The organism is Pseudomonas lactucae (assembly GCF_016937615.1).
Taxonomy (GTDB): Bacteria; Pseudomonadota; Gammaproteobacteria; order Pseudomonadales; family Pseudomonadaceae; genus Aquipseudomonas; species Aquipseudomonas lactucae.
Map to the genome: position 1 here is coordinate 35,659 of NZ_JAFHKI010000013.1, position 14,825 is coordinate 50,483.

The 14,825-nt window shown below is 62.2% G+C and carries 9 protein-coding genes and 1 pseudogene; 2 read left to right on the top strand and 8 right to left on the bottom strand.

Going from position 1 to position 14,825, the window contains the following annotated elements; genetic code table 11:
• Positions 1-100 precede the first annotated feature (100 nt).
• The 8 genes and pseudogenes from JWR98_RS02715 to glnE form a co-directional block, all read right to left on the bottom strand.
• A pseudogene (locus JWR98_RS02715) lies at positions 101-1,551 on the bottom strand (lipopolysaccharide kinase InaA family protein).
• Positions 1,551-2,303 carry a lipopolysaccharide kinase InaA family protein gene (locus JWR98_RS02720; protein ID WP_078731284.1) on the bottom strand — a complete coding sequence of 251 codons (753 nt, stop codon included), beginning with the start codon at positions 2,301-2,303 and terminating at the stop codon, positions 1,551-1,553. The pseudogene JWR98_RS02715 and the gene JWR98_RS02720 overlap by 1 nt, the downstream one beginning before the upstream one ends.
• Positions 2,300-3,034: a lipopolysaccharide kinase InaA family protein gene (locus tag JWR98_RS02725; RefSeq protein WP_003171289.1), complete on the bottom strand. Its 735-nt coding sequence runs from the start codon at positions 3,032-3,034 to the stop codon at positions 2,300-2,302. The genes JWR98_RS02720 and JWR98_RS02725 overlap by 4 nt, the downstream gene beginning before the upstream one ends.
• Positions 3,034-3,840, bottom strand: coding sequence for a lipopolysaccharide core heptose(I) kinase RfaP (gene rfaP / locus JWR98_RS02730; protein ID WP_078731283.1), 807 nt, complete (start codon positions 3,838-3,840; stop codon positions 3,034-3,036). Before rfaP ends, JWR98_RS02725 begins: the two co-directional genes overlap by 1 nt.
• Complete coding sequence (locus JWR98_RS02735; protein ID WP_078731282.1) at positions 3,837-4,961, bottom strand: glycosyltransferase family 4 protein; 1,125 nt, start codon at positions 4,959-4,961, stop codon at positions 3,837-3,839. The genes rfaP and JWR98_RS02735 overlap by 4 nt, the downstream gene beginning before the upstream one ends.
• Complete coding sequence (gene waaC, locus JWR98_RS02740) at positions 4,961-6,022, bottom strand: lipopolysaccharide heptosyltransferase I (protein ID WP_078731281.1); 1,062 nt, start codon at positions 6,020-6,022, stop codon at positions 4,961-4,963. The genes JWR98_RS02735 and waaC overlap by 1 nt, the downstream gene beginning before the upstream one ends.
• Position 6,023: 1 nt before the next feature.
• Positions 6,024-7,058: a lipopolysaccharide heptosyltransferase II gene (gene waaF / locus JWR98_RS02745; protein ID WP_078731280.1), complete on the bottom strand. Its 1,035-nt coding sequence runs from the start codon at positions 7,056-7,058 to the stop codon at positions 6,024-6,026.
• A gap of 54 nt (positions 7,059-7,112) precedes the next feature.
• Positions 7,113-10,052 carry a bifunctional [glutamate--ammonia ligase]-adenylyl-L-tyrosine phosphorylase/[glutamate--ammonia-ligase] adenylyltransferase gene (gene glnE / locus JWR98_RS02750; RefSeq protein WP_205489246.1) on the bottom strand — a complete coding sequence of 980 codons (2,940 nt, stop codon included), beginning with the start codon at positions 10,050-10,052 and terminating at the stop codon, positions 7,113-7,115.
• 383 nt (positions 10,053-10,435) lie between these two features.
• Here glnE and aceE point away from each other — a divergent pair, with 383 nt between their 5' ends.
• Together aceE and aceF are read left to right on the top strand one after the other, a co-directional pair.
• Positions 10,436-13,081: a pyruvate dehydrogenase (acetyl-transferring), homodimeric type gene (aceE, locus tag JWR98_RS02755; protein ID WP_078731278.1), complete on the top strand. Its 2,646-nt coding sequence runs from the start codon at positions 10,436-10,438 to the stop codon at positions 13,079-13,081.
• 11 nt (positions 13,082-13,092) lie between these two features.
• On the top strand, positions 13,093-14,712 hold the full coding sequence (gene aceF / locus JWR98_RS02760) for a dihydrolipoyllysine-residue acetyltransferase (RefSeq protein ID WP_205489247.1): 1,620 nt from the start codon (positions 13,093-13,095) through the stop codon (positions 14,710-14,712).
• The last annotated feature ends 113 nt before the right edge of the window (positions 14,713-14,825 follow it).

Genomic DNA, 14,825 nt, shown 5'->3' on the forward strand with positions numbered 1-14,825 from the left:
CTGGATGCGCAACTTGGCGTGGGAAATGTCCTGTTCCGCTCGATGGCCGGGAAGCCGAGTGTGTTCCAATTGCGCCATGCCCTCTAAGCGGGCTCGCGCTTCAGCCCGCCACGCCAACATCCCTGGGTAAGCGCTGATCGATCAACTGGTACAACGCACTTTCCCGCGGCCAGTTGCGCATAAACCGCGCACGGTCCTTGGCGAAGGCTGGAGCGAAGCTCGCGACCGAGCGGTGCTGGCACATCGCGTCGAGGTCGATCAGCGCCCAGCGGTCTTCGTGCCAGAACAGGTTATGGCCCTTGAAGTCGCCATGGCTGATGCGCTCGCGGATCAGTTCGGTAAACAAGTGGTCCAGGGCCAGCAGTTCGTTTTCCGGCGCGTCACCGTTATCGATGTAGGGCGCAAAGCGCTCGATGATGTCCGGGCCGGCAGGTATTCAGTGATCAGGTAGGCGCGGCTGCGCAGCCAGAAAAAACGCTTTTCCAATACGGCCAGCGGCTTGGGCGTGGCAATGCCCAGGAACGCCAGGCGGTTGCCTTCACGCCAGGAGTGCCAGGCGCGGCTTGGGCGCCAGAAGCGTTTGAGCCAATGGGCGAACCCCTTGATGTTGTAACGCTTGATCACCAACGGACGACCGGCCACCTCGACCTTGGCCACGCTGGCGGCACCGCCGGTCTTGTACAGATGGCCGCGGTCGAGCAGCGCATCGGCCTGTTCCAGCACCGGCAGCATCGCAGGCTCTTCTTCGCGACGAATCGCGCGCAAACCAAACGCACCGCGCACCACGCTGAACAGCGTGCATTCACGGCCGACCTTGTTCAAAAAGTCCTTCAAGCGCCAGGCACTGACCTTGCGAACCTGTTTTTCCAGCGCTTGCAGCGGCAACGCGTGCTCACTGTTGCCGAGCAGGTAATACACCAGCAGCTCCTCGGTAAACGGCTCGAGGTTTTTCGGCAATTGGGCGAAAAACACGCCGAGGTTTTCCAGTACTCGGTTGCGCGACAGCGGTTTACCGGCCTCTTCGACACGGATGCCCGCACCGTCGATCAAGTACAGCTTGCCGTCCTGGCGCAGCAGGTTGTCCAGATGCAGGTCTTCCTGCCACAGCCCTTTGGTGTGCATCTGCGCGATCGCACCCAGCGCTTGGGCGAGCACCGCGGTTTGTTCGTCGGCCAGCGGCGGCAGCGCTTCGACGGCCTGCCAGGCATCGGCCAGGCTTTCGGCGCCTTCGAGGAACTCGAACAGCAGCCAACCGCCCTCGCCTTCCTGCAAGCCATCGGCGAGCAACCGGGGGGTGGTCAGGCCGTGTTCGGCCAGCAGGCGCACGCCCGTGAGTTCACGCTGAAAATGCCGCGCGGCCTTGCTGCCCACCAATAACTTGGCCAGCACCGCACGTCCGCGCCAGACCGCCGCGCCCACGTAACGCTCGCCCGGCAATACACGCAACAGGCTCAGCAGTTGCAACTGGCCGGGGCCGACGGCGTCCGCAAGATCGAGAGTCAGGGGCAGGCTCAGGGTGCGGCCGGCCTTTTTCAGCTCGGACAGGCGCATCAGCGGTTCTCCTTGTGGCTACGCCGCTTCGTCAGGCGCTGCAGCCAGGTGGCGACCAGCGGACTGTCTTCAGGCTGGTCGAGATAAGCCGCCAGCAATTGGCGCACCTGCGCGTTCGACCACTGCGGTGCGCGGCGCAACAACGGCTCCAGGTCCTTGACCCGGTCACGCCAGCCGAACAGCAACGGGCGGGTTTTCTCCAGGTCGATCAACTGCGCGGCGTAACCGTCACCGGTCGCCTGCAAAAAAATATGCTTGGGGTAAAAACAGCCATGCACCTGGCCCACGCTATGCAGCCGGCGCGCCAGCCGGCCACAGGCCAGCAGGATGGCCCGGTGCTGGGCGTCGCTCAGTTGCGGCCATTGCTCCAGCACCGAATCCAGGTCGTTCCAGCCATCCAGGGCACGGGTCAGCAACATCGCGCGGTGTTCGCCAGCCACCTTGCGTTCGCCATAGAACGCCGCCTGCAGCGCCGGGATGCCCAGCGTGCGATAACGGCTGATATTGCGAAATTCGCGGGAGAAACTCGGCTCGCCCAACGGCCGGTGCAGACTGCGGGTGAGGTAGTTGCTCTGGCGCTTGAGGTAATACCCGTGGCCCTCGATCTCCAGACGAAACACACTGCTCCAACCGCCGCGACTGGTGTTCGGCTCGTCGACGGCGTCCAGCTGCTTGGCCCACAGCGCGTCGAACGTCGCCAGGCCGTTACGCTCCAGCACGGCACGGTCCTCAGCCGCCAGAAAATCACTCATTCGCGCCCCTCGAAAAACTTCACCACGTGGCGAATCCGCCGTTTGTCCGAATCACTCAGGTGCCGACTGCCACGGTACTGCAAGTAAAAACGCAGGCGCTGGGTAGCCGACAGGTGATACTTGGCCACTTTGTCCAGGCAGGCCAGGTCCTTGGTGATGCGGTATTTGAGCCAGAAACCACGCCAGAAATCGCCATTGGGACAGTCGATCAAATACAGGGTCGACTGATCATCGACCAGCAGGTTGCGCCACTTCAAATCGTTATGGGTGAAGCGATGATCGTGCATGGTGCGCGTGTATTCGGCGAGCTGGCGACTGACCGCGTCGACCCATTTGGGATCGCGCAGGCGCGCATCGCGGTGCTCGGCCAGCACCGAGAGGTCTTCGGTGCGTGGCAACTCGCGGGTGATCATCGCGCCACGATCATAGGCCAGGCCGTTGCGCTCCAGGCCCCAGGCCACCACGTCGGCGGTGGGTATACCCCACTTGGCGAAGCGCTTGAGGTTCTGCCATTCGGACTTGACCCGCGGCTTGCCCAGGTAGCGCCGCAGGCCCTTGCCGGCGCCGACGTAGCGCTTGACGTAGTAATTGACCCCACCGCGCTGCACCCGGATCACCTCCGACAACGGGTCACGGGTCAGGCGCTCGCCTTGCAGGGCGAACACTGCTTCGAGGCTGCCGAAATCATCCGCCAGGTTGGCGTACGCAGGTTCCAGGATCCAACCCGCCATCAGAGCGCATCCCCATATCGCTGCTTGCGTGCGTAGAGTTTGTCGGCCTTGGCTTGCAGCCACTGCAACAACGCGCTTTCTTCGGCCAGGATCTGGCGTAGCGGCTGCTGGAAGTAGCCCTTGAGAAAGCGCAGCTTGTCGCGGCGGGTCAGGCCGATGTCCAGCGCCGAGAAGTACAGCGCGGCCAGGTCCTTGTCGCGCCAGCGATGACTGATCTTGTCGCGGGTCTGGGCGCGGTGCAGGTCAATCACCGAAAGTTTGAAGTGGTCGGCGGTCACCGGTGTGTCAGTGTGCAGCAGGAAATGGCAGATGTAGCAGTCGCGATGGTTGACCCCGCCGCGATGCATCATGCCGGTCATGCGCGCCACTTCGGCGATCAGCGCACGCTTGAGACGCGGCTCGGGCGGCTGCTTGCGCCAGTCGATGCTGAAATCTTCCAGGCTGACGGTGGGCGCCAACTCCTCGGTGACGATGAACGAATGCTGATCGGCCGGGTTGCTGCCGCGCTCGCCATAGGCCACCGCGGTCATGGTCGGCACACCCAGTGCCTGCAAGCGCTGGATCGCCAACCATTCCTGGCCGGCGCCCAGTACCGGGAGTTTGGCGGTGACCAGGTTCTTGACGATCTCGCCCCAGCCGATGCCACGGTGAATCTTCACGAAATAGCCACGGCCATCCACCTCGGTACGCAAGGTGCGACGCGCTTCGAGTTCACGGTACACCTCGCCTTCCAGCGCCTCGACGGCGGCGAACGCATCGCGCCCGGCCCAGAGGGTCTTGAACGGTTCGGCAAGCATCAACTTCATGGTTTTGGCTCCGCCAGAATCACATCCGCAGCGTGCTGCGGCATGCTGTAGAGGTCGGCCGTCTCGGCGAAGGCCAACCCATTGCGGCTCCAGGCCGCGCGCTGTGCAGCGTCACTCAACATACGTACCAGGTAGCCGTTGAGCTGCGCTTGTTCAAACGGCTCATCCAGCACCAGGCCGCTGTCGGCCTCATTGATGTAATGGGCATAACCACACACCGCCGAAACCAGCACCGGCAGGCCGGCCACCAGGGCTTCGAGCAACACGGTGCCGGTATTTTCGTTGTACGCCGGGTGAATCAACAGGTCGGCGCCCAGCAGGAAACGCGGAATGTCACTGCGTCCCTTGAGGAACTGCACGTTATCGCCCAAGCCCAACGTGGCGCTCTGCAATTGGAATACTTTGGGGTCGTCCTGGCCGATTACAAACAGACGGGTGCGTTTCTTCAGTTCCGCCGGCAAGGCGGCCACAGCCTTGAGGCTGCGGTCGACGCCCTTGGTCTTGAAGCCCGAGCCGATTTGCACCAGCAGCAGGTCGTCATCGCCGAGGTTGAATTCCTGGCGAAACCCTGCGCGGATCTCGGCCGCGTTCGGCGGTGCGCGACGGTCCTGGGCGATACCCGGCGGCAGCAGGTGGAAGCGTTCCAGCGGGGTGTCGTAGTGCTTGATGAACAGCGGCTGCTGCACTTCGGAAATCATCAGGACTTCGGTCTTGGCGTCTTTGGCGAACACTGCGCGCTCGTAGTCGGCAAAGTGCTTGTAGCGGCCAAAATAGCGGTACAGCGAATGCCGCAGGTTTTGCGCCTTGTCTTCAAAGCAGCCATCGGCCGCGTAGTACACGTCCAGGCCGGGCATTTTGTTGAAGCCGATCAGACGATCCACCGGGCGCTTGGCCAGGTCGGCTTCCATCCATGCACTGAGTTTCTCGTTGCGCCGATGATTGAAGAACGCCTTGACCGGCGCCACCAGCACTTCGAAACCGGGCGGGATATCGCCCTCCCAGATCAGCGTGTACACACGAATCTGATGGCCGCGCTGCTGACACTCCAGGGCGATGCGCATGAAGTCACGCTGCAGGCCACCGAAGGGAAAGTATTTGTACAGAACAAAAGCCAGTTGCATCAGTGCAGCTCCTCAGCCAATAACAACGTGCTCAGTCGGCTGGCCACACGCTCAGGGTTCAGACGCGTGAAGCACAGGGGCGACTCGCGCGTGATATCGAACCGACGCAGGTCGTCGGCCGTCGGTTGATAAGTACAGTGCTTTTGCAGGCACGGCGCGCACGACCAGTCGCTGGCCAAGTGAATCTGGCCCTTGCCGTAGGCGCCGGTCAGGCCGGGATTGGTGGGGCCGAACAGGGAAATGGTCGGCACATCCAATGCGGCGGCCAAATGGCCAAGGCCAGTGTCCACCGCCACGCAGGCACGGGCACCGGCCAGTACGCGGGCCACGCCGGCCAGGTTGAGCTTGGGCAACACTTCGGCATTGTCCAGGCCTTGGGCCAGGCGTTCGGCGCGGGCCTTTTCGGCGGCGTTGCCCCAGGGCAATTTTACGTCCACGCCCAGCCGCCCCATACGCTCGGCCAGCTCGCGCCAGTAGGCTTCGGGCCAGTGCTTGGTGTCCCAGGTGGTGCCGTGCAATAGCAGCACAAAGGGTTTTTTGGGCGGCAGGCCGAGCAGCTTGTCGGTGCTCAAGCCGTAGTCGCCCAGGCCTTTGGGCAAGTCATACCCCAGCGCCACGGCGAACAACTGGCGCAGACGCTCCACCGCATGCTGCCCACGGGCCACGGCCAGGCGTCGCGAATAGAAACGCGCGGCGAGCGGTTCACGGGCGGAGCTTTTGTCGAAACCCGCCACCGGCGCACGCACGTAGCGAGTCAGCCAGGCGCTTTTGAGCAGGCCCTGGGCATCGATCACCAGATCGTATTTGGTCGACTGGACTTGCTGCTTGAAGCGTCGCCATTCACCGCTCTTGAGGGTTTGCCAGAGGTTCTTGCGCCAGCGGCGAATCGCCACCGGGATCACCTTGTCCACCGCCGGATGCCAGGTGGGAATTTCGGCAAAGCCCTCTTCCACCACCCAGTCGAATTGAATGCCGGGGATCGCCCGCGCCGCGTCGGTGAGTGCCGGCAATGCATGGATCACATCGCCCAGGGATGAGGTCTTGATTACCAGTACCCGCAACTCAGTTAACCTCGACCACAGTGCCCTGCAACCGCTGCAAAGCCTCGTTCACCGGCTGCGGCAACAGCTGGCGCATGCAATTGTAGTGGCCGAAACGGCAGGTACGGTCAAAGCACGGGCTGCAATCGAGGCCCAGTCGTACCACTTCGACCTGGTCGGCCAACGGCGGGGTAAAGCCTGGCGAGGTGGAGCCATATACCGCCACCAGCGGGCGATTCAGCGCCGCCGCCACATGCATCAGGCCGGAATCGTTGGACACCACCGAATCAGCGCAGGAGAGCAAGTCGATCGCCTCGGCCAGCGACGTGTCGCCACTGAGGTTGACGGCCTCTTCGCGCAGGCCGGGGATCAGGCGCTGGCGGATGTCTTCGCCCACCGGATGATCTTTTTTCGAGCCGAACAACCATACCTGCCAACCTTCGCGAATCTTCGTCTCGGCGACTTTGGCATAGTGCTCCGCCGGCCAGCGCTTGGACTCGCCGAACTCGGCCCCGGGGCACAACGCCAACACCGGGCGATCCAGGCTCAGGCCGAACTTGGCCAGCGCCGCATCGCGGGTCAGCGGGTCGATCCGCAAACTCGGGCGCGGGTACGGCTTGGGCAATTCGGCACCCGGCGCGTAGGCCAGGGCCATGAAGCGCTCGATCATCAGCGGGTAGCGCGCTTTATCGAGCGTGCGCACATCGTTGAGCAGCACGTAGCGGAACTCGCCGCGCCAGCCGGTGCGCTTGGGGATGCCGGCAAAATACGGCACCAGCGCCGACTTGAGCGAATTGGGCAGCAGGATCGCCTGGTCGTACTGGCCGGCCAGGGATTTGCCGATGCGACGGCGCGTTGCCAGCTCCAGGGCGCCGTGGCCGAGCGGGAAGCTCAAGGCCTTGCGCACTTGCGGCATGCGTTCAAGGATCGGCCGGCTCCACTCAGGGGCGAGCACGTCGATCTGGCAGTCTGGATGGCGCTGGCGCAGGCACTGGAACAGTGTCTGGGCCATCACCATGTCACCGACCCAACTGGGCCCAACGATCAGAATATTCATGTAGTTTCCACAAACGATGCGGGGAGGCTTATGCCTCCCCGCCCTAATAGTGTTTCAGCTCAACCCCAGCGCCTGCCAGATTCGCATCACCTGGCGCCGTTCGTCATCGAACTGATCACCGGGCACCGTACCGGCCTCGTTTTGCAAGGCCTGGCGATGCGCGGCGGAACGGTAGGCCTTATACACCTCGCGCAGCAGATGGGCATCGGCGGCGGGCATCAACCCCACCTGCTCCAAGCCTTCCAGAATGCGGATATTGTCGGTATAGCGCAGCAACGATGGATGTTGCGCAGACCACGCCAAAGCGGCGTATTGCACCATAAATTCAATATCGACGATACCTCCGGCGTCCTGCTTGAGGTCGAACACGGTCGTCGCTTCGAAGGCATTGGCGCCGGTACCGGCCGCCGTGCCCTTGGTACCCAGGTTGTCACGCATCTTGGCGCGCATCTCGCTGACCTCCTGGCGCAACTTCGCCAGGTCGCGTTCACGCCCCAACACCTTGGCCCGAACCTGCTCGAAGGCCTGGCCCACATCCTGACTGCCGACCAACACCCGCGCACGGATCAGGGCCTGATGCTCCCAGGTCCAGGCTTCGTTTTCCTGATAGCGCTCAAAGGCGCCAAGGGAACTCACCAGCAAACCAGAGGCACCGGAAGGCCGCAGGCGCATGTCGACTTCGTACAACTGGCCCGAGTTGGTCTGAGTGGTCAGCAAATGAATAATGCGCTGGCCCAGGCGGGTGAAGAATTGCGCGCCATCGATCGGCTTGGCCCCATCGGTTTCGGCATGGGGGTCGCCATCGTGGATAAACACCAGGTCCAGGTCCGAACCATGCCCCAGTTCGATCCCGCCGACTTTCCCATAACCGACAATGACGAACCCAGGATCGCACAGGGTGCCGTCCAGGCGTTGCGGCGAGCCATGGCGCGCCACGGTCTGGCGCCAGGCCAGGGCCAGCACTTGTTCGAGGATGGCTTCGGCAAGCCAGGTCAGGTAATCGCTGACCTTCATCAACGGCAGGCTGCCGGCGATTTCCGAGGCTGCCACGCGCAGGCGGTGGGCGAGCTTGAAGTGACGCAACGCTTCCATCTGCTGCTCAAGGTCATCCTCGGGGATGCGTGTGAGGCGCTCGCGCAGCTCGGCGGCCAGTTCCGGAGCCAGCGGTGGCTTGAACAGGCGGCCTTCGTTGAGCAGTTCGTCGAGCAGCAATGGGAAACGCGTGATCTGTTCGGCGATCCAGGGGCTGGCGGCGCAGAGGGTCAACAGGCGACGCAGGGCATCCGGGTTTTCGGTGAGCAGCACCAGGTAAGCGGAACGACGGGCGACGGCCTCGACCAAGGGCAATACGCGCTCCAGCACCAGGTCCGGATCGGCATGCTCAACCGCCTGGGCCAGCAGGCGCGGGATAAACGCGTCCAGTCGCTCGCGCCCCAGGCGCTGCATGGCGCGCAACTGCGGGCTGCCACGCAAACCGGCCAGGGCCTTGAGGGCCTTGGGCGCGTCGCTGAACCCCCCTTCGGTCAATTGACGACAGGCGGCGTCTTCATCCTGCGATTCTTCCCACAGCGGCAACCACTCGCCGCCCACGACCAATTCGCTCTCCTCGCCCTCTTCTTCATCGGGGTCGGCAATCACTTGGCGGAAGTGCCAGTCCACCCGACCGCGCCAGTACATCAAGCGCTCATGGAATGCCGACCAATCGGCAAAGCCCAGCATAAAAGCAATGCGCGCCTGGTCTTGCGGGCCGTCCGGGAGCATCTGCGTCTGTCGGTCGGCAATCGCCTGGATCGCGTGTTCGGTGTAACGCAGAAATTCATAGCCGTTGCGCAGCTCGGCGATCACCGCGGGTGGCAGATAGCCCTGGCCCTCGAGGGTGCCGAGCACGTTGAGCAATGGCCGCTGCTGCAGGCTTAGGTCGCGGCCGCCGTGGATCAGCTGGAACGCCTGGGCAATGAACTCCACCTCGCGAATGCCGCCCGCGCCCAGCTTGATGTTGTCGGCCATGCCTTTGCGCCGCACTTCCTGCTGGATCAACTGCTTCATGGTGCGCAGCGCTTCGATGGCGGAGAAGTCCAGATAGCGGCGATAGACGAACGGCCGCAGCATGTCCAGCAACTGCGCACCGGCCACCTGATCACCGGCAACCACCCGCGCCTTGATCATGGCGTAGCGCTCCCAGTCGCGGCCCTGGTCCTGGTAGTACTGCTCCAGCGCATTGAAGCTGAGCACCAGCGCACCGGCCGAACCGTAGGGACGCAGACGCATATCGACGCGGAACACGAAGCCGTCGACGGTCATCGGATCGAGGGCCTTGATCAGTTTTTGACCAAGGCGGATGAAAAATTCCTGGTTATCCAGCGAACGTTTCACACCCACCGTTTCACCGCCCTCGGGGTAGGCGAAGATCAGGTCGATATCCGATGACAGGTTCAGCTCCATCGCGCCAAGCTTGCCCATGCCGAGGACGACCATGTGCTGCGGCTCGCCGCTGCGCCGGCCGGTGGGGGTGCCGAACTGCACGCAGTGGCGCTGGTACAGCCACTGGTAGGCCTGGTCGATGCAGGCGTCGGCCATGTCGGAGAGGTCACGGCAGGTTTGCACCAGGTCGGCCTGACGCGTCAGGTCGCGCCAGATGATGCGCACCTGCTGGCGAGTACGCTGGCGACGCAACAGGCGGCCCAGTTCATCTTCTGTTGCAGCCTGTTGCACGGCACCGGCGATTTGCCCGCACAGTTCGCCCGGGGCGAAACCACGGTCCAGCTCACCCCAGGCGACCAGTTCGAGCAACATCAAAGGGTCACGAACACTCTGTTCAATGACGAAATCACTGGCGGCGCACACGCGGGCGAAGTCGGCCCACCGTTGCGGCGTCCACGCGCAAAGGCCATGATCGTCGTCCAGCGTGGCCACGGCGTCACGAAATGACTGCTCGGCGCGCTGGGCAATGGGAAGAAGAATGGCAGGCACGTCGGCCAGCGTTGGAAGGCTCATGGTCTATCCTTGTTCGGCGCGTAGATGGCGTGTAGCTGTGAACGCGGGAACCACGTTCGGTGACGGACTGTCGAACAAAGGTTATAAATAGCTGAAAATTCATAATTTTTGGCAGGCAACATTAAATCCATACCTTTTCTTGTTCGCAAAAGATCAACAATAACGTTTATGCTCACCAGCCAGACCGAGCAATCCGCTCGGTCTTGTGTAGTTTTACTACTCGTATATACATTCGAAAGGCTGAAATGGCCGACGATTTGTAGTAAAACTACAGGACGCCGAAGCAAACTTCGGCCATCCAAGAATTTATGTCGTCTGCCCACAAGGCCAGTCGCAAACTTCAGGCAACCGATTCTGGTAGCCTTTCCGCCCTGGAGCAAGCCATGCAAGACCTCGATCCCGTCGAAACCCAGGAATGGCTGGACGCCCTGGAATCGGTTCTCGACAAAGAAGGCGAAGACCGTGCTCACTACCTGATGACCCGTATGGGCGAACTCGCGACCCGCAGCGGCTCGCAACTGCCCTACGCCATCACCACGCCATACCGCAACACCATCCCCGTTACCCACGAAGCACGCATGCCTGGCGACCTGTTCATGGAACGCCGCATTCGCTCGCTGGTACGTTGGAACGCCATGGCGATGGTAATGCGCACGAACTTGAAAGATTCTGACCTGGGCGGTCACATCTCCAGCTTCGCCTCCAGCGCAACCCTGTATGACATCGGCTTCAACTACTTCTTCCAGGCCCCGACCGACGAACACGGCGGCGACCTCATCTACTTCCAGGGCCACACTTCGCCAGGCGTCTACGCCCGTGCGTTCATGGAAGGTCGCATCAGCGAAGAACAAATGAACAACTTCCGCCAGGAAGTCGACGGTCAGGGCCTGTCGTCCTACCCGCACCCTTGGCTGATGCCTGATTTCTGGCAGTTCCCGACCGTATCCATGGGTCTGGGTCCCATTCAAGCGATCTACCAGGCACGTTTCATGAAGTACCTGGAAGCCCGTGGTTTCATCCCTGAAGGCAAGCAGAAAGTCTGGTGCTTCCTGGGCGACGGCGAGTGCGACGAGCCGGAATCCCTGGGTGCCATCTCCCTGGCCGGCCGCGAGAAGCTGGACAACCTGATCTTCGTCATCAACTGCAACCTGCAGCGCCTCGACGGCCCGGTTCGCGGCAACGGCAAGATCATCCAGGAACTCGAAGGTGTGTTCCGCGGCGCGCAATGGAACGTGACCAAAGTCATCTGGGGCCGTTTCTGGGACCCACTGCTGGCCAAGGACGTCGACGGTATCCTGCAACGTCGCATGGACGAAGTCATCGACGGCGAGTACCAGAACTACAAGGCCAAAGACGGCGCGTTCGTGCGTGAACACTTCTTCAACACGCCTGAACTCAAGGCGATGGTTGCCGACCTGTCCGACGACGAAATCTGGAAGCTCAACCGTGGCGGCCACGACCCATACAAGGTCTACGCGGCGTACCACGAAGCGGTGAACCACAAGGAACAACCGACCGTTATCCTGGCCAAGACCATCAAAGGTTATGGCACCGGTGCCGGCGAAGCGAAGAACACCGCGCACAACACCAAGAAAGTCGACGTCGACAGCCTGAAGTTGTTCCGCGACCGCTTCGACATCCCGGTCAAGGACGAAGAGCTGGAGAACCTGCCGTTCTTCAAGCCGGAGCCGAACAGCGCCGAAGCCCGCTACCTGAGCGAGCGTCGTGCCGCACTGGGCGGTTTCGTGCCGCAGCGCCGCGCCAAGAGCGTGAGCGTTCCGACCCCGGACCTGAGCACGCTCAAGGCCATCCTGGACGGCTCGGGCGACCGTGAAATCTCCACCACCATGGCCTTCGTGCGGATCCTCGCGCAGTTGGTCAAGGACAAGGAAGTCGGCCCGCGCATCGTCCCGATCATCCCGGACGAAGCCCGTACCTTCGGTATGGAAGGCATGTTCCGTCAGTTGGGCATCTACTCCTCCGTCGGCCAGCTTTACGAGCCAGTCGATAAAGACCAGGTGATGTTCTACAAGGAAGACAAGAAGGGCCAGATCCTCGAAGAAGGCATCAACGAAGCGGGCGCCATGAGCTCCTTCATCGCAGCCGGTACGTCGTACTCCAGCCACAACCAGCCGATGCTGCCGTTCTACATCTTCTACTCGATGTTCGGTTTCCAGCGTATCGGCGACCTGGCATGGGCAGCCGGCGACAGCCGTACCCGTGGCTTCCTGATCGGCGGTACCGCAGGCAGAACCACGCTGAACGGCGAAGGCCTGCAACATGAAGACGGTCACAGCCACATCCTGGCTGCCACCATCCCGAACTGCCGCACCTTTGATCCAACCTACGGCTACGAGCTGGCGGTGATCATCCAGGACGGCATGAAGAAGATGACCGAAGAGCAGCAGGACGTTTTCTACTACATCACCGTGATGAACGAGTCCTACCAGCAGCCAGCCATGCCGGCCGGCGTGGAAGAAGGCATCATCAAGGGCATGTACCTGCTCGAGGAAGACACCAAGGAAGCGGCGCATCACGTACAGCTGATGGGCTCCGGCACCATCCTGCGCGAAGTGCGTGAAGCGGCGAAGATCCTGCGTGACGAGTTCAACGTCGGCGCCGACGTGTGGAGCGTTACCAGCTTCAACGAACTGCGTCGCGACGGCCTGGCCGTGGAGCGCAACAACCGCCTGCACCCTGGTCAGAAGCCACAACTGAGCTATGTCGAAGAATGCCTGAACGGCCGTAAAGGTCCGGTCATTGCTTCTACCGACTACATGAAACTGTTTGCTGAACAAATTCGCCAGTGGGTCCCGTCCAAGGAATTCAAAGTCCTGGGCACCGACGGTTTCGGCCGCAGTGACAGCCGCAAGAAGCTGCGTCACTTCTTCGAAGTCGACCGTCACTTTGTGGTGTTGGCAGCCCTGGAAGCCTTGGCTGACCGTGGTGAGATCGAACCCAAGGTGGTGGCTGACGCTATCGTCAAGTTCGGGATCAACCCGGAAAAACGCAACCCACTGGACTGCTGAGGAGACTTTTTGTGAGCGAACTCATTCGCGTACCTGACATCGGCAGCGGTGAAGGTGAAGTAATCGAGCTGTTTGTGAAGGTCGGCGACAAAGTCGAAGCCGACCAGAGCATCCTGACCCTGGAATCGGACAAGGCGAGCATGGAAATCCCTGCTCCCAAGGCCGGCGTGGTCAAGAGCCTGAAAGTGAAGCTGGGCGACCGCCTGAAAGAAGGCGACGAACTGCTGGAGCTGGAAATCGAAGGTGCCGCCGATGCGGCGCCTGCGGCCGCCGCTCCTGCTGCCGCACCAGCACCTGCTGCTGAAAAACCTGCTGCCGAGGCCCCAGCTCCGGCCGCCGCACCTGCCGCCGCCACCGTCCAGGACATTCACGTCCCGGACATTGGTTCGTCAGGCAAGGCCAAGATCATCGAGTTGCTGGTCAAGGTCGGCGACACCGTCGAAGCCGACCAGTCGCTGATCACCCTGGAGTCCGACAAGGCCTCCATGGAAATCCCATCGCCGGCTGCTGGCGTGGTGGAAAGCATTGCGGTCAAGCTGGAAGACGAAGTCGGCACCGGTGACTTCATTCTCAAGCTGAAAGTACAAGGCGCTGCGCCTGCCGCGGCTTCCGCTCCGGCGGCCAAGGCTGAAGCGGCTCCTGCCGCTGCCGCCCTTGCGCCTGCTGCAAAAGCCGAAGCCGCGCCAGCCCCGGCCGCTCCAGCACCAAGCGGTGCCAAGGTTCACGCCGGCCCGGCTGTACGCCAACTGGCACGTGAATTCGGCGTCGAGCTCAACGCTGTGTCGGCCACCGGCCCACACGGTCGCGTGCTCAAAGAAGACGTGCAAGTCTACGTCAAAGCCATGATGCAGAAAGCCAAGGAAGCCCCGGCTGCCGGCGCTGCAACCGGCGGCTCGGGTATTCCGCCGATCCGTACCGTGGATTTCAGCCGCTTCGGCGAAACCGAAGAAGTGCCGATGACCCGCCTGATGCAAATCGGCGCGGCGGGCCTGCACGCCAGCTGGCTGAACATCCCGCACGTGACTCAGTTCGACCAGGCCGACATTACCGACCTGGAAGCTTTCCGCGTTGCGCAGAAAGCCGTGGCCGAGAAGGCCGGCGTGAAACTGACCGTACTGCCGCTGCTGCTCAAGGCCTGTGCGCACCTGCTCAAGGAGCTGCCGGACTTCAACAGTTCGCTGGCGCCAAGCGGCAAAGCGATCATTCGCAAGAAGTACGTGCACATCGGCTTTGCCGTCGACACCCCGGATGGCCTGCTGGTACCGGTCATCAAGAACGTCGACCAGAAGAACCTGCTGCAACTGGCTGCCGAAGCGGCTGCGTTGGCCGCCAAGGCCCGCGACAAGAAGCTCACCCCGGACGACATGCAGGGCGCTTGCTTCACCATCTCCAGCCTTGGTCACATTGGCGGCACTGGCTTCACGCCAATCGTCAATGCGCCGGAAGTGGCAATCCTGGGTGTATCCAAGGCCACTATCCAGCCTGTCTGGGACGGTAAAGCGTTCCAACCGAAGCTGATGCTGCCTCTGTCGCTGTCCTACGACCACCGTGTGATCAACGGTGCGGCGGCTGCGCGCTTTACCCAGCGCCTGAGCCAACTGCTGAACGACATCCGCACCATCCTGCTGTAAGCAACTACGGGCCTCCCTTTCACCGGGGAGGCTCGGTTGCACCGATTTCCGAGCGCCACGCTCGTACCTCAACCCCGCCGATTGGCGGGGCTTTTTTTGCTCTATCACCCACC

Excerpts from the sequence above, each read along its gene's own strand:
- aceE (WP_078731278.1), top strand. The coding sequence starts at position 10,436 with ATGCAAGACCTCGATCCCGTCGAAACCCAGGAATGGCTGGACGCCCTG.
- rfaP (WP_078731283.1), bottom strand. The coding sequence starts at position 3,840 with ATGAAGTTGATGCTTGCCGAACCGTTCAAGACCCTCTGGGCCGGGCGC.
- JWR98_RS02720 (WP_078731284.1), bottom strand. The coding sequence starts at position 2,303 with ATGAGTGATTTTCTGGCGGCTGAGGACCGTGCCGTGCTGGAGCGTAAC.
- JWR98_RS02725 (WP_003171289.1), bottom strand. The coding sequence starts at position 3,034 with ATGGCGGGTTGGATCCTGGAACCTGCGTACGCCAACCTGGCGGATGAT.
- glnE (WP_205489246.1), bottom strand. The coding sequence starts at position 10,052 with ATGAGCCTTCCAACGCTGGCCGACGTGCCTGCCATTCTTCTTCCCATT.
- JWR98_RS02735 (WP_078731282.1), bottom strand. The coding sequence starts at position 4,961 with ATGCAACTGGCTTTTGTTCTGTACAAATACTTTCCCTTCGGTGGCCTG.
- waaF (WP_078731280.1), bottom strand. The coding sequence starts at position 7,058 with ATGAATATTCTGATCGTTGGGCCCAGTTGGGTCGGTGACATGGTGATG.